Below are 14,802 nucleotides of genomic sequence, written 5' to 3' on the forward strand. Positions count from 1 at the left end.
GCTCCACCATCCGGACAAGAGCCGTCAGACACGGCCCAGGCCCGTATTCCGCGCCCTGAGGATCGTCAAGTCTCCTCGCAGTGACTGGGCTTGATCCGTTTTGACGGACACCTGAGCTCAGGTGCTTCGGTCCACTTGCTCCCCCTCCCTGGCCGGCCTGGTCCGCGGCCTCCGCCGGGGCTTCGCAGCCGCCACCGCCGACCTCGCCCTGGAGTGAATTCCGGCCGAGTCCAGGGAAACCTGAATCGCACCAAACGGATCAAGAAGAGATGGGTATGGTCGCGCGGGCTTCGACCTCCTCCGCCCGCAGATCCTCCACGCCGACTGACCGGACCCCTGGTCATCGCTCCGTATCAAGCGGATCAGAACCACTCCTACTGTCCCTTGACAGTGGCCGATCAGGCAGCGGCGGCAGGGGCAGCAGCGGCAGGGGTCGACGGCCTCGCGTCGGGCAGCCGTCAAGTGTTCCCTTTCAGCTTCTGGGCTTTGCGAGTGGGGCTCGCGGGTCAGGGACCTTTGAGTGAGGGGCGGTGGGGCAGTTGGTCAGAGGCTGCGGGCGGTGATGTCGCCCTGGTTGGTGGTGGCGTGGATGTGGAGTTCGGTGGCGCCGTCGTTCTTGAGGCTGTTGGTGACGCGGCCCTGGGTGGTGCCGGCGTTCAGGGAGGCCGAGACGTCCTTGGCGGCGCCGACCGAGATGCTGCCCGTCTGGGTGCGGAGCGCGACCCGGCCGCGGGTGGCTTCGGCGATTCGGATGTCGCCCCTGGCGGTGCTGATGTCGGCGGGGCCGCCCAGTCGGCCGACCTCGACGTCGCCGTCGACGGCGGCGAGGTGCAGGCCGGCGGCCTCGTCGATCTTGATCTGGCGGTACGCGCCCTCGAAGGCGATCTCGCCGAGGCGGCCGACGGCCCGCAGTTCGGTGCTGGCCGCCTTCGCCTCGATCCGGGAGCCGGCGGGCAGTTGGACGGTCACCTCGATGGATCCGGTCGGGCCGAAGTACTGGTTCTTCGTCGGGACCCCGATCCGCAGGACTCCGTCGGTGTATTCGACCGTGGTCTGCTCGGCGGCCTTGACGTCGCGGCTCTTGGAGGCGTCCGCGGGCAGGACCTCGACCGTGGTGTCGGCCCGGTCGGCGGCGATGAGCTGGACGCGCCCGGAGGGGATGTCGAGGACGGCGGCGATCGGGGCGGGGGTGGCGAACTTCTGCATGATGCTCTCCTGCGAGTCTGCGGCCTGCTGGCCCGGTGTTGCTGACATGGGAAACGCTACGTTGCATTCCAATGTCCAGCAACAAGCTTGTTGCGCGAAAAGGCCATCGCTGCTGGTGAATGGCGCTAAATCGTTGCACTGGCGCTGAAGGTCAATGCAATGCCCCGTCCTTGCGTGTTGCAATGGACTGAGAGTGAACGCTATGCACGGGGCATCGCCGACGCACGACACACGACGCACCGACACACCGATGCACGAAGGACGTCGACCCGCCGGAGGCCGCTACGAAAGCATCCGTCAGCAAAGGACCAACGAGAAGGTGGTCACTGCCAACCGCAGCGTCTGGGCGACTCCTTCTGGCCTGTACCGCTAGACCCCGTTGGCCCCCTGCATCCGGGCGCAGGGGGCCAACACTGCAGGTCCAGCGACAGCTGAGCGACAATCGCACCATGGTCTTGGTGGGCCATCGGCGCGACCCGGGATGGGGTGGGGGATGCGGCATCCGGTGGAGATGTGGCTCGACGATGTGTGGGCACGGACCGTGCTCGTCCAAGTCCTTGGTGGAGGGGAAGGCCACTGCCCTCTGGAAGACCGGCCGATACTGGGCTGGATTGAGGATCCGGAAGCCCTGTCGGAACTGCGTGTGCTGTCGACTACTGGGTCGTTCACTGGCGATGTCTGTCGGTGCCTGGGCAGCTTGACCCTCAGCCTGCACGACGCCGATGGAGGGGCGGTCGGGCATGCGAGCCTGCACGGCCTGGACACAGTCGCGTGGGCCCGTGCTCGTTTCGGGGACGACTTGGAGGTCGCCGACCCGGTGGGTCTGGCGCTGCTGCTGTCCCGGTACGGGGCGTCACGTTGGCTGACCCGTTCTTCCTCGCGTCTCGCGCGGGTCCTCGGGCTCCAGGAGGGCCGACCGCAATTCCGTCAGGCCGGCCATGGCAGAGCCGGAGCTGACCTGCTGGCCGTCCGTCAGGTCCCCGTTGCGCTGCGGCCCGCGTTGGCCAGGGTTTCCGGGCAGGAGGCGGCGGATCTGCCCGAGGAGCAGGTGGACGAGCTCCGGCAGGAACTGGTGAGGGCTTGTCCGAATCCCGACGCCCGCAGTTTGGCTCTGCTTGCCTGGCTCGGGAGCCTGCCCGAGCCGATGGAGGCGGAGTTCGGGGAAGGCGTTCTGGTCCGGCGGCTGCTGGAAGGCCCGTCCCCGCTGGCTTCGGCGAGTGGCTGGCGCCAACCTCTGGAGGGGATGGTCGCCCTGGGTGTGATGCGTTGGGCCGGAAGCCAGTCGCAGGAGTTTCCCCTGGCGGACCTTCTGGAGCCTTGCCTGCGCACGCTTTTGGGCTGATCGCCAGGCAACCCCTGTGCGGCCCTGTGCCAGGGACCTGCCTGTGCAGTTGTGCCCGCACCGATCCGGGCACAACCAGGCGGTCTTGTCCGATGGCAGCGCGATCCACAACGGCATGGGCCGATGGGTCTGCGCTGCGTGCGGTTCGCGCAGGATCGTCGAGCTTCTCACGCCAGCTGACGAGGTCTTCGCGTACTCGGCCGGTGTTGGGGCCCGGGCGGCGCTCGGACCGGGTGCGGCGCGGGGGCGGCGGGCCCGGGACCGGGGCGTACCCGGCGCGGCCCGGTCGGGAACGGCCCGGCGGCGGGCGCCTGTCTTCCGCACCCCCGGGCGGGCCGGGCCCAGCGGTCCGGGCACGGCCCTCCCACACCCGGGGGCGCTGCCGCCCACGCCACCGCGAACGGGCGCCCCGCTGTTCCGGCCCGCACCACCCACGACAGCTTCGCCACGGGGAAACGGCTCATCGCCCGGCGTTCGAGAACCCGCAGCGGCCACCCGTCCGCCGCCACCCACCGGGCCCCGACCGCGCCGGGTCCCTGGTGGAACCCGTCCTGGGGCTTCGCCGGGAAGCAGCAGACCCGGGTGATCACGAACGATGACGACGCGGCGTCACCGCCCCCGGCAGCAGCCTCCCCGCAGCAACAGCAAGGCAGCAACAGCAAGATCGATCGGCGATCCGACCGTCGGCCGCGCACGCGGGTCCGCTCAGTTGGTGCGTGTGGGCTTGAAGGTGAGCGAGACCAGGACGGTCAGCACGGAGATGACGGCCGCGGTGGCCATCGCCGCCGTGGTGCCGCTGGTGATCGCGGTGGCCGGGTGTGCACGGGAGGCGCTGCCGGCGATGGTGACCAGTACCGCCAGGCCCAGGGTGACCCCGGTCTGCTGCAGGGTCTGCATGGTGCCGCCGGCCGCGCCGGCGTCCTCGGGCCTGACGGTGGCCATGATGACGACCATCAGCGGGCTGAACGCCAGGCCCATGCCGAGGCCCATCAGCAGCATCGGGGCCAGCAGGTCGGCGAAGTAGCTGCTGTGCTGGCCGACCTGGGTGAACCCGATCAGGCCGCTCAGCATCAGCACGGTGCCGAGAACGGCCATCGGCTTGGGGCCGAAGCGCGGGAGGAGGCGGGGAACCAGCCGCGACATGGTGAACACCAGTGCGGCCATCGGCAGGAAGGCGAAGCCGGTGCGGACCGGGCTGTAGTGCAGCACGTCCTGGAGGTACTGGGTGAGGAAGAAGAAGGTGCCCATGCCGGCGGCCGGACCCAGCAGGTAGTTGGCGTAGGCGGCGGCCCGGTTGCGGTCCTTGAACAGGTGCAGCGGCAGCAGCGGGTGTTCGGCGCGGAGCTGCAGCAGCAGGAACCCGGCCAGCAGTACCACCCCGGCGGTGATGGGTGCCACGGTGGCGGTGTTGCCCCAGCCGTTGGAGGCGGCGTGGATCAGGCCGTAGACCAGTGATCCGATGCCGGCGGTGGCGGCGATCGCGCCGAATACGTCGAGCTGGGTCTCGTGCCGCGGCGGCTGCTTCAGGTACCGCGGGGCCAGGAGGGTGGCGACGGCGCCGAACGGGACGTTGATGAACATCACCCAGCGCCAGTCGAGTGCTTCGGTGAGCATGCCGCCGAGGATCAGGCCGAGGGAGAAGCCGGCCGAGGACATGCCCGCGAACAGCGACAGCGCCCGCACGCGCGCCTTGGGGTCGGTGAAGGTGCTGTTGAGCAGCGCGATCGCGCTGGGACCCGCCGCCGCGGCGCCGACGCCCTGCAGCACCCGGGTGATCAGCAGCCAGGACGCCGAGGTGGCCAGGCCGCCGGCCAGTGAGGCGAGCGTGAACAGGGCTATGCCGAGGGTGAACAGGCGCCGCCGCCCGACGAGGTCGCCGAGGCGTCCGCCGAGGAGCAGCAGTCCGCCGAAGGTGAGGGTGTAGGAGTCCAGTACCCAGGCGAGCGAGGAGGAGGTGAAGTGCAGCCCGGTGGCGATCCGGGGCAGTGCCACGTTCATCACGGTGGCGTCGATCATGAGCATGAGCTGTGCGGAGAGGATGACGGCGAGGGCGATTCCTGGCCTCGACCTGGGCTGCGCCTGGTGTGTTCGGGTGTCGTGGCCGTGGGTTTCACCACCAGTGGCGGTGGCGGCACCGCTGGCGGCGGTGGTGGCGGTGGGCGCGACGGTTGTCTGCGGCTGGGCCTGCTGGGGCATGGCGAGATCCAAACTGGCGGGAGGCGATGAAATGGAGGTACTCTCCGGTTGATGACACGACGACTATACGGAGACTGTCTCCGTTTGGCAATGGAGACTGTCTCCGTTTGATGAGGAGTCACGGATGCGAGCGGACGCCCGACGCAACTACGACGCGCTGGTGGCCGCCGCCCGCGGCCTCTTCCTCGAACAGGGCTGCGACGCCCCGCTGGACGAGGTCGCGAAGCGGGCCGGCGTGGGCGCCGGCACTCTCTACCGCCACTTCCCCTCCCGGCTGGACCTGCTCTCCGCGGTGTACGTCTCGGACATCGAGGAGTTCTGCGACCGCGTCGAGAAGCAGACCCAGGACCTCGGGCCCGGCCCCGCGCTCAGCCACTACATGGACCTGCAGCTGGAGTCCGGCATGCACAACGGCGGCATGCGCAAGGCCATCAGGGACATGCTGGACGAGGGACTGACCCACCCGCCGGCACTGACCGCGTGCAAGGCCCGGATGACCGACATCGCGGCGACCCTGCTCGACTCGGCGAAGGCCGCGGGCGCGGCCAGGCCCGAGGTCGACGCGACGTCCCTGGTCAAACTGATCCACGGGATCAACATGTCCTGCGAGACGACCCCGGACCTGGCCGAGGCCATGATGGACGTGGTGCGCGCCGGAGTACTCCGCGAGCCGCAGCAGCAGGAGCCGTAGCGTACCCGTCGTCGCAGGTCACCGGCGGCCTGGCCCCGGCCCCGCCCTCTCGGGCCGGCCAGGTAGCCTGCGGGGACGCACGGCCAGGACGACCGAGGGACCACCATGATCAAGCCCGCCACCTTCTTCGGCACTCCCTGGTGGGCAGGCGTCCTCTGGGTGCGCGGCGACGAGGAATGGATCACCGTCCGCGGTCTCCTTCGCAAGCGGCGCGTTGCCCTCGACCGAGTCGTCGCCGTCCCGCGCGGACAGACCATCCTGTGGTGCGACCCGCACGGGCGGATGCGCCGCCGGGGCATCTGGTTCCTCGGACCGGGGCGTGCCGGCACCGGAAGCGACCCGAACTACGCGCAGCGCCACGGGCTGGAGCAGTGGTTCCTCGGCGCCCTGAAGGATCAGCACGGCGGCGGCAAGCGATCCGCGCAGCACCACAGCGAGGACCTGCTTCGCGCCGAACTCCAGGTCGCCCTGCGCGGCGAGCAGTGGGCCGGCCGGCACCACGAGGACCTGTACAGGCTCTGGTCGCGCCGCGCCGCAGTCCTGCAGGCCGAACTCGACCGGCGCAACCGGCAGCGCTGACCGACGCGTGTGCCCGTCGGCCCGTCGGCCCGGCCGCAGCGCCCCGGTGCCGGGCATCCCCACCGGGCGGAGAGGACCAAGCCGGTGCCACACGAGCCCGGCCCGGTTCGGAGCCGCGTCGCACGCAGGGCGCCCCCGGGGGGCTCACCCGGGCCCGCAGCACGGCGCGTGTCCCGGTCGCGTCGTGCCCCGGCTACGGCCGCCGGGGCACGGGCGGTAGCGCCCTGCGCCACGGCGGCCGATCCCGCCGAGCGGCGGCAGCCCTATGCTGACGGTCCACATGGCCGAGGGGACAACCGGGGGACAAGCAGTGCTGATATCGGAGCCGCAGCAGCACGGATACGTACCGCCGCCGTCGCCCGGCACGGGCATCGCGCTGCTCTGCGTCGGACTGGCCATCGCGCTGGCCGCCATCGCCGCCGTGGCCGGCCAGCGGTGGAGCAGGGGCTCCGGGCACGCGGACCGGCAGACCGGGCGCACAGGCCGCTGGTTCGTCGGACTCGGGATCGCGCTGGCGTGCATGGGCGCGGGGCTGCTCGGCATCCGGTACTGGGCCGACCAGGGCGTCACCGACGGCCTGCAGGAGGCAGGGCGACAGGTGATCGGGCAGGCCGTTCAGGCGGCACAGGAATGCGGGACGCTGCCGACCATGGGGCCGATCCCCATGCCCGGCGGCGGGGTGATGACGCCGCCACCGTGCCGCACGAATCCGCGTGGGGCCTTCGCGGGCTCCGGCCTGGACGCGCCGGAGCCGATCGTCAACTCCCACGGCGTCTACGGCGTGCGGCTGGCCGACTCGTACGCCACCAGCGGGCAGGTCCAGATCACCGACACCGACACCGGCCGGACCGTGTGCGTGACGCTCCCGGCCACCACCGCCGGCAGCGGCGGCATCACCAACGGCCCGTGCACAAGCTGACCGGCGAGAACGTCCCCACGGCCGGGAGGCGGGCCGACACCGGCCCACCCCGCACCGGCCGGCCCGGCCGGGTCACTGCCGCCCTGCCTCGCCGTCCCGGTGGCCGTGGCGGACGCGGGTACGGGCGATGCACTCCACGTCGATCTGGTCGGCGGCGTCGCGCAGCGCCGCAGTGAGCAGTTGGAGCGTGTCCCGGTCCAGGACCGGCTGCTCGCCGTCGTGGCCCCAGTCCTGCCACTGGCCGGCCAGGCCGCGCAGCAGGTCGGTGACCTGCTGCGCGGGGATGTAGAGGGTGCCGTCGTCGTCACGCGCGACCCCCAGCCGCATCTCGGGCGGGGTCCGCGTCACCGGTCCGCTCCCCCGGGCGGCGACGGGCGGGGTGGTTCCAGGCGGCGGGCGCAGCGGTAGGCGCAGCGGCGGGGATGCCGCGAGCGGGCCGGCGCCGATTCCTGCTCCGGACGCGGGATGCCGGTGCCGGGCTGCTTCAAGGCGGGCCTGGGCATGACTGCGCTCCTACGGATGTGGAGGACGCAAAGCGTCCCCCTGCTCCGTAGGGCTCCGCTCCGTCCGTGCGGGCCGGATCCCGTCGATGCTATCCACCCGCCGTCGGTGCCGGGGATTCGCCGTCCGCCGGGGACGCGGTGGCGCCCGCCCCGGCGGGTCCCGCACCGTCGGCCTCCCGGCTGCCGGTGCCTGCGTCCCTGACCGTGCGGGGACGCGGGGCCGGGTTCCGACCAGGTCGACGGCCGGCCCGGTGACGGCTCGTCAGGCCGCTCGGCCGGTTCGGGCCCGGCGCCGGGTTCGACGGATCAGGCGGCCCCGGCGGACAGCCGTGTCCGATCGGCTCAAGCCGCGGCCGGCCGTCCCCGCGACGTCCTACTCCTCCGGTTCCCAGGCGCGGAGCAGGTCGATCAGCCCTGCGTCCCCGTCCACGCGCAAGGTGCCGGCCGGGAGGCGGTCGTAGCAGAAGAGGACCAGCTCACCGGCCGTGCCGTGGACGGAGGCGCCTACTGCGTCCGGGGCCTGGCCGGCCGTGGTGCCGGGTGCCGGCACACGGGTGGCGCGCGCGCCGTCGCCGTCGACCGTCAGGCGCCAGGAGCGGCCCTCGGCGGCGTGGAAGTCGAAGGACGTGGGCTCGTGCGGCCATGGACTGGGCGTCGCGCAGACGGTGAGGAGGAACTCCTCGACGCCGTCGAGGGCCGCCTCGGCCGGCAGCGGCTGCGGCGCGCCCACGGCGGCCTGGGCGTCGTAGGCGTGCACCGAGGTCTCCTGGACCCGGTGCCGGGCGATGCCGCCGGCGCTCTGCGGTGACTGCGATGCGGGCCACCACGTCCAGCAACCACTGTCCGGTCCTGCCTGGCGCAGGGCGCCCAGCAGCAGCTGCGTCGACGCGGCCAGCCACGCCACCAGGGCCTCGCGTTCCCGCGGCAGCACGAGGGCGGCGCGCGCGGCGGCAGCCTCGGCCGGGGGCCGTCGGCGGGCCCCGCACCGACGACCGCGGCCCAGAAGCGGTCTCCCCCGCCCAGGTGCTCCACCAGGTCGAACAGCGTCCACTCGGGGCAGGTCGGCACCCGCGCGTCGAGACTGGGCGCGGCGGCGACCGCGGCACGGAAGGCGGTCGACCGTTCATCGATCAGTCGCAGCAGGTCGGGGAACTCAAGATTCTTTTGCACGCCGGATGTCTATCACCGTGCTCCGGCCGCCGGACAGCGATTTTCACCATCCCCACCGGCAGGCCCTGCCGACGCCGCCCTCCCGGGCGACCAACCGGCCCCGGCCCCAGGAGAACCGGCCGAGCCCGGACCGGCGCGGACCGGGCTGCGCCGGGACGCCTCAGGCCGCGGTGGTCACCGGAGCGGCGGCCGGGGCGGACACCGGGGCGGCGGTCTTGATCCGCAGCGCGCGGACGTCGCGCACCGCGAGCATGGCGACCGTGCAGCCGAGGATCACCGCGGCGGACCCGAACAGTGCGGCGTGCACGCCGATCGCGGCGCCGAGCGGGCCGACGGTCGCCTGGGCCAGTGGGACGGCCACGAAGGAGCCGAGCGCGTCGTAGGAGTAGACACGCGCCAGCCGGTCCTGGGGAATCTCCTGCTGCAGGGAGGTCTCCCAGGCGATGCCGCCCTGTTCCACGCCCACGCCGGCCAGGAAGTTCACCCCGGCCAGGACCGCCACGGGCATCCCCAGGGCCAGCGCGAAGGGCAGCAGGGCGCAGCCCGCCATGCACACCACCCCGACCAGCAGCGGCCGTTGCGGGCGCAGCCGCAGCCCGAGCACACCGCCGACCAGCATCCCGGCGGTCTCAGCGGCCAGCACCAGCCCCCAACCGGCGCCGCCGAAGGACTTCTCGGCGATGGCCGGGCCCAGCACTCCCACGGCGCCCGAGTACGCGGCGTTGAGGAAGCAGAACGTGGCCACGATCGTCCACACCCAGCGCCGGGCGACGAACTCCCGCCAGCCGACCCGCAGTTCGTGCAGCATGCCGGTGCCCGCCGCCCCGGGCGGGGCGTCCTGGGCGGGCGCCGCCGTGGGCCCGACCCGGACGCCGGCGAAGAGCAGGCCCGAGAGGGCGAAGGTCGTCGCGTCGATCGCCAGGCCCCAGCCCGGACCGGCGGCGGCCACCACGGCGCCGCCGAGCGCAGCCCCGCCGATCATGGCGCCGTTCGCGGCCATCCTGTTGAGCGCGTTGGCCTGGCGGCGCAGCTCGTCCGGCACGGTCTGCGGCAGCAGTGCGGAGGAGGCGGGCATCGCGAAGGCGGCGAACGTTCCGTTGCAGGCCGACAGCGCCAGGATCCACGGGACGGTCGCGTGATGGGTCAGGACGAGCGCAGCCAGCGCTCCCTGGCTGGCCGCGCTGAGCACGCTCGACCCGACCAGCACCAGGCGGCGCGGCAGCCGGTCGGCCAGGACACCGCCGAAGAGCACGAACGCCACGTTGAAGAGCGAGCGCACCGCGACCACCAGGCCGAGCTGCGTCGGCGAGCCGGTGGTCCGCAGCACCGCGAAGGCCAGCGCGATCGGCGCGCCCCCGTTGCCCAGCATCGCCGCGGCACGGCCCAGGGCGAGCCGTCGGAAGGGGGCAAGGCGCAGCGGGGCCAGGATGGTTGACATCCGGACTGTCTACCGACCCGGTGACCGCGCGGGCAACGGATTTTCGTCGACTGCGGCAGCGGCCCGGCAGTGCGGCAGTGCGGCGGCGCGGGCCGGCGACAGGACGTCGACGCCGCGGACGGGGCTGCGCCGGGAGGCCGCTGGTCAACCCCCGAACGCAGCACCGCCGTGGAGCGCTCCCTGCCCCGGCCCCCGTCAACCCTTCGGGCCCGCCCGGTCAGCCGGGGAGCGGGAGCACTGCCGGGGAGTCCCGACGCAGCTGCTTGATCCGGATGCGGCCCGACCGCGGATGGCCGACGACGGTCACGGTGGGGGCCGCGAGGTCCGGCTGCCCGGCCGCCTTGTTGACGATGTGGGCGGTGTTGGTGCTCGACGCGTCGACACGCACCGCCCAGCCGCGCGGGACGATCAACCGGATGCTGTCCGATCCGCACACCGCCTCGACGGTCACATCCCGGTGCACGCAGACGGCCTGGGTGAAGTCGATCGTGATGTTCAGCATCGTGCACTCGGCGACGATCCGCCGAGGAACGGTCCACTGTCCGCTCTGCTCGATGCTGCCCAGGCGGGTCTTGAGACGGAGCACCTCGGTATCCGGCCCCGCCCCGCCCAACCGCTCCCCCAAGTCCGCGACCAGTTCGTCGAGTTCGCGGTACGTCCTGGCGCCGTACGCCAGGCCGAGCCGCTCGTCCAGCTCCACGAGGTCGATACGGCCGTCGCCTGCGGCACTGCGCAGTCTCTCGGCCACCGCCTCCCGGTCTGCGTCCCCCGCACGTGCTTCCGCTGCGCGGTCCTGTGTCATCCCCACCGGCCGCTGTTCGCTCTTGGCCATGGATCGACTCCAGGGCACAGACGATCTCCAAAAGACGGGCCCTGGCCGGCTCTCTCCCCGTCCCGCGCCAGGTCCGGCGGTCAGGAGGGGATGGACTGGGGGCACTGCGGCAGGCCGTTGTGGAACGCGGCGGCGCCGTCGACGTAAGGGGCGAAGGTCCACGCCGTCTCGTCGTTGAAGTACGCCGCGTTCGGAGTCCCCGGGCCGTTGTAGTCCACCTCGACGGTGTCGTACCAGACGTCGCCGTAGTCGCCGATGCTCTGCCCGGCCTGCCAGCACATGGCCCAGACCGCGTTGCCGTAGCCCGGGACCACGTCGGTGCCCACCTTGCGGGCGCCCGAGGTGGCCGCCGCGTAGATACCGACGCCGTGAACCGTGCTGAGCACGACCTTGGTCGCCGGATAGGCGGCGGCCGGCCCGGTGGCACAGGCCAGCCCCCCGGCTGCGAGAACCCCGACCAACACCGTCCGCGCGCCACGCCGTCCCAACGAGAAACGCATCATCTTCCCCCGAAACTCGCGGGCACCGACCCCGGTGCCCTGGCATGCCGATTGTGCCAGCCGGCCCCGGCGTCCGCGCCGGATTCGCCGATCGGCCCCGTCCGGACCGACCCGCCGGGCCGGGGGCCGGCCCGAGGCCGGGCCGGGGTCAGCGGCGGAGGGCCCGGCGGGCGAGCCAGTTGCCGAGGAACTGGCCGACCTGGACGATGATGATGATCGTCGCCACCGTGATGTAGACGATGGGCCAGTTGTAGCGCTGCGAGCCGTAGGTGATCGCGAAGTCGCCGAGGCCGCCGCCGCCGAAGAGGCCGGCCTGGGCGGACATGTCGACCACGGCGATGAAGATGAAGGTGTAGCCGAGGACCAGCGGGCCCAGTGCCTCGGGGATCAGCACCGTCAGCAGGATCCCGACCGGTCGGGCCCCGGCCGCGCGGGCGGCCTCGACCACGCCGGGGTCGACGGTCAGCAGGTTCTGCTCGACGATCCGACTGATGGCGAACGCCGCCGACAGCGACAGCGCGAAGGTGACCGCATTGGTGCCGATGGTGGTGCCGATGGTGTGCAGCATCAGCGGCTGGATGGCGGTGATGAAGATGACGAACGGCACCGGCCGCACCACGTTGACCAGGACGTTGATGATCAGGAACACCGCCCGGTTGGCGAGCAGGTGGCCCGGTCGTGTCGCGTACAGGGCCAGGCCGAGGACCAGGCCGAGCACACCGCCGACCACCAGCGAGATGCTGACGATGTAGAGGGTCTGTCCGATCGCCTCCCGGTAGACCGGAAGGTTGGTGAGGAACTCGTGCATCTCAGGCTTCTTCCTCTACGAGGTCCACGCCGTCCGCGCGCAGTGCCTCCAGCGCTGCGGCCACGGCGTCGTCGGTGCCGGTCAGGGCGAACGTCAGGCTGCCGACCGGCCGTTCCTGGATCTCGCTGATGCCGCCGAACACGATGTCCGCGGCCACGTGGTGTTCCAGGAACCTGCCGGCCAGCCGGGTCTGGAACCCCGCCTGGTCGCGCACCCGGACCGTGACCAACCGTCCGGCGTGCGCGGCGCGCAGCCGGGCCAGGGTCTGCGGCGACGGGCGGTCGCGCAGCGCGGTGCGCACGAAGCGCGCGGCCTCCTCGGTCCTCGACTCGGCCAGGACGTCGTAGGCGCTGCCGGACTCGACCACCCGGCCGCGGTCGAGCACCGCGACCCGGTCGGCGACCGAGCGGATGACGTCCAGCTCATGGGTGATGATCACGATGGTCACGCCGAGTTCGCGGTTGACCTGGCGCAGCAGGGCCAGCACCTCGCCGGTGGTCTCCGGGTCCAGCGCGCTGGTCGCCTCGTCCGCCAGCAACAGCGACGGCTCGGTGGCCAGCGCGCGGGCGATGCCCACCCGCTGCTTCTGACCCCCCGACAGCTTCTCGGGATGGTCGTGGGCGCGATCGAGCAGCCCGACGAAGTCCAGCAGCCGGGCCACCCGGCGGTCGCGCTCGGGCTGACGCACGCCGGCGACCTTCAGCGGGTAGGCGACGTTGCCGGCGACCGTACGCGACCGGAAGAGGTTGAACTGCTGGAAGACCATGCCGATGTCGCGACGCACCTCGCGCCGGCCGCGCTCGTTGAGCGCCGTCAGCTCGTGCTGCCCCACGTGGACACGTCCCGTGGTGGGTGTCTCCAGGCCGTTGATCAGCCGTACCAGCGTGCTCTTGCCGGCTCCCGAGTGGCCGATGACGCCGAACACCTCGCCGCGGCGGATCTCCAGGTTGACGTCGTCGAGCACCGTCTGCGGCGCTGCCTTGCGCCCCTTGCCGGGGAAGGTCTTGCCGACGTGGTCGAAGCGCACGTGCACCGGCGCGGGCACGGCGGTCGGCGCGGGGCCGGGCACCGGCACGGGATCGGGCACCGGATCGGGCACGGGGGTCGGCGCGGGCACGGGGGTCGGCGGGCTGTCCGCGGGCATTGCTTTCCTTGACTCCGGGGCGGCCCGGGCGTCCTGTGACGGCGAGTCACAGGACGCCGGGCCGAACCGGTCTGCCGGGCGCCCCGCAGCGGGGGCGCGTGGGTGGGACGGGCGTGCTGGACGGCTGCCCGTGCTGGACGGCTACTGCTGGGCGGCCTTGGCCTGCTGCTCCACGGTTGCCAACTCGGCCTGCAGCTGCGCGGCCGGCACGTCGCGGAACACGGCGGTGCCGCCGTTGGCCGCCTGGACGCCCTGCTGTACGGCCGGGTCCTGGTACAGCGCGGCGAGCTTGAGGTAGGTCGGGTCGGTGTCGTCGGCCTTGCGGGCGACGAAGATGTTCACGTAGGGCGCGGCGCTGGGGCTGGCCGGGTCGTCGTGGAAGATCGCCTGCTCGGACGTCAGCTTGGCGCTGATCGCGTAGTCGTCGTTCACGATCGCGGCGGCGACCGAGCCGTTGCGCAGTGCGGCGGCGGTCTGCGAGGCGTCGAGCGCGGTGACGTCGACCCTGTGGGTCACGATGTCGCCGGTGGTGGAGAACGCGGTGCCGCCGTCCTTGAGGGTGAGCAGTCCGGCGGCCTGGAGCACCAGCAGGCCGCGCGCCTCGTTGATGGCGTCGTTGGGGATCGCGACCTTCGCGCCGTCCGGCAGCGCGGACGGCTTGGCGTACTTCAGCGAGTACAGCGGCAGCGGGTAGACCGCGGTGGCGCCGATCGGCTGGAGGTCGTCGTGCGCGGTGACGTTGTAGTTGGCCAGGTACTGGATGTGCTGGAACTCGTTGAGGTCGAGCTGCCCCTCCTTCAGCGCCGGGTTGGGCTGGCTGTAGTCGCTGAAGCTGACGATCTGCACGGTCAGGCCGAGCCGCTTCTTGGCCAGCTCCGTGTAGGTCTTCCAGTACGGCTGGGAGGCGTCGGTGACACCGATGCGTATGGCCTTCGGCCCGCTGTTCGAGCCGCCGGAGAGCGACAGGACCAGGGTCACGATCACAGCGGCGACGACGACCAGGGAGGTCGACGCGATCCACACGGTGCGGCGGCGGCCGTTGCCGCGTGAGGGCAGCTGCGGCTCGTTCGCCGAAGGGGCTGGGGTCCCGCTGGACGGGCGTGACTCAGTCATGACAAGTATCTCCAATGGCTTCTTGAGGGAGGGGTGGTTCGGGGTACGAGGGCATGCGTGATCACGACGCGCCCGAACGCGCCCGGACAGGGGCCGTCGGTGCATCGACTACGGGATCACGAAGGGCGCAGAGACGCGCGGCCGCGCCGGGGGCGGTGAAACCGATCGGCGCGGGTGGTGTCGCGAAGAGGTCAGCGACAGAGAGAGCTGGCGACCTGGACGTAGTCGACCGCTCGTCGACTCGTCAACAGGGCAGAACGCATGTTCCACACGCTAGCAGTTTCCTGAGAGATGCTCGAAATCGGTGCGATGTGGGTCATGCCACACATCGCGGCTGCATCCGCCGGGGTTCATCGCCGCG

At 72.0% G+C, this 14,802-nt stretch carries 14 protein-coding genes and 1 pseudogene; 4 read left to right on the forward strand and 11 right to left on the reverse strand.

What is annotated here, in order from left to right:
- Positions 1-543: 543 nt before the first annotated feature.
- The gene (locus BS75_RS00365; RefSeq protein ID WP_034086740.1) at positions 544-1,206 is read right to left on the reverse strand and encodes a DUF4097 family beta strand repeat-containing protein; all 663 of its coding nucleotides are present in this window, start codon (positions 1,204-1,206) and stop codon (positions 544-546) included.
- 493 nt (positions 1,207-1,699) lie between these two features.
- Here BS75_RS00365 and BS75_RS49020 point away from each other — a divergent pair, with 493 nt between their 5' ends.
- Positions 1,700-2,548 (forward strand): hypothetical protein, encoded by an 849-nt coding sequence (locus tag BS75_RS49020; RefSeq protein WP_063771612.1) that lies wholly within the window; start codon positions 1,700-1,702, stop codon positions 2,546-2,548.
- Between the two features lie 705 nt (positions 2,549-3,253).
- Here BS75_RS49020 and BS75_RS00375 read toward each other — a convergent pair.
- Positions 3,254-4,744 carry an MFS transporter gene (locus BS75_RS00375; protein WP_152646274.1) on the reverse strand — a complete coding sequence of 497 codons (1,491 nt, stop codon included), beginning with the start codon at positions 4,742-4,744 and terminating at the stop codon, positions 3,254-3,256.
- Between the two features lie 124 nt (positions 4,745-4,868).
- Here BS75_RS00375 and BS75_RS00380 point away from each other — a divergent pair, with 124 nt between their 5' ends.
- The 3 genes from BS75_RS00380 (at position 4,869) to BS75_RS00390 (ending at position 6,933) form a co-directional block, all read left to right on the forward strand.
- Positions 4,869-5,435 carry a TetR/AcrR family transcriptional regulator gene (locus BS75_RS00380; protein WP_034086742.1) on the forward strand — a complete coding sequence of 189 codons (567 nt, stop codon included), beginning with the start codon at positions 4,869-4,871 and terminating at the stop codon, positions 5,433-5,435.
- 105 nt (positions 5,436-5,540) lie between these two features.
- Complete coding sequence (locus BS75_RS00385; protein WP_034086743.1) at positions 5,541-6,014, forward strand: hypothetical protein; 474 nt, start codon at positions 5,541-5,543, stop codon at positions 6,012-6,014.
- A 280-nt stretch (positions 6,015-6,294) separates the two neighbouring features.
- On the forward strand, positions 6,295-6,933 hold the full coding sequence (locus BS75_RS00390; RefSeq protein WP_156164190.1) for a hypothetical protein: 639 nt from the start codon (positions 6,295-6,297) through the stop codon (positions 6,931-6,933).
- 72 nt (positions 6,934-7,005) lie between these two features.
- On the opposite strand, the gene BS75_RS00395 is transcribed toward BS75_RS00390, so the two are convergent.
- From BS75_RS00395 to BS75_RS00430, 9 genes and pseudogenes are all read right to left on the reverse strand, one after another.
- Positions 7,006-7,281 carry a DUF6213 family protein gene (locus tag BS75_RS00395; RefSeq protein ID WP_052069066.1) on the reverse strand — a complete coding sequence of 92 codons (276 nt, stop codon included), beginning with the start codon at positions 7,279-7,281 and terminating at the stop codon, positions 7,006-7,008.
- 528 nt (positions 7,282-7,809) lie between these two features.
- Complete coding sequence (locus tag BS75_RS43090; protein ID WP_408022580.1) at positions 7,810-8,343, reverse strand: maleylpyruvate isomerase N-terminal domain-containing protein; 534 nt, start codon at positions 8,341-8,343, stop codon at positions 7,810-7,812.
- A pseudogene (locus BS75_RS52030) lies at positions 8,226-8,606 on the reverse strand (maleylpyruvate isomerase N-terminal domain-containing protein); the annotation flags it as partial. The pseudogene BS75_RS52030 and the gene BS75_RS43090, both read right to left, overlap by 118 nt.
- Positions 8,607-8,766: 160 nt before the next feature.
- Positions 8,767-10,044, reverse strand: coding sequence for an MFS transporter (locus BS75_RS00405; protein ID WP_034086745.1), 1,278 nt, complete (start codon positions 10,042-10,044; stop codon positions 8,767-8,769).
- Between the two features lie 217 nt (positions 10,045-10,261).
- Positions 10,262-10,792 (reverse strand): DUF1707 SHOCT-like domain-containing protein, encoded by a 531-nt coding sequence (locus BS75_RS43825; protein WP_231607635.1) that lies wholly within the window; start codon positions 10,790-10,792, stop codon positions 10,262-10,264.
- A gap of 164 nt (positions 10,793-10,956) precedes the next feature.
- Positions 10,957-11,340, reverse strand: coding sequence for a hypothetical protein (locus tag BS75_RS00415; protein WP_052069067.1), 384 nt, complete (start codon positions 11,338-11,340; stop codon positions 10,957-10,959).
- 184 nt (positions 11,341-11,524) lie between these two features.
- The gene (locus BS75_RS00420) at positions 11,525-12,184 is read right to left on the reverse strand and encodes a methionine ABC transporter permease (protein ID WP_034086746.1); all 660 of its coding nucleotides are present in this window, start codon (positions 12,182-12,184) and stop codon (positions 11,525-11,527) included.
- A 1-nt stretch (position 12,185) separates the two neighbouring features.
- Positions 12,186-13,328 (reverse strand): methionine ABC transporter ATP-binding protein, encoded by a 1,143-nt coding sequence (locus BS75_RS00425; RefSeq protein ID WP_081982012.1) that lies wholly within the window; start codon positions 13,326-13,328, stop codon positions 12,186-12,188.
- A gap of 141 nt (positions 13,329-13,469) precedes the next feature.
- Positions 13,470-14,441: a MetQ/NlpA family ABC transporter substrate-binding protein gene (locus tag BS75_RS00430; RefSeq protein ID WP_152646273.1), complete on the reverse strand. Its 972-nt coding sequence runs from the start codon at positions 14,439-14,441 to the stop codon at positions 13,470-13,472.
- Positions 14,442-14,802: the final 361 nt, after the last annotated feature.

This window comes from Streptacidiphilus albus JL83 (assembly GCF_000744705.1).
Taxonomy (GTDB): domain Bacteria; phylum Actinomycetota; class Actinomycetes; order Streptomycetales; family Streptomycetaceae; genus Streptacidiphilus; species Streptacidiphilus albus.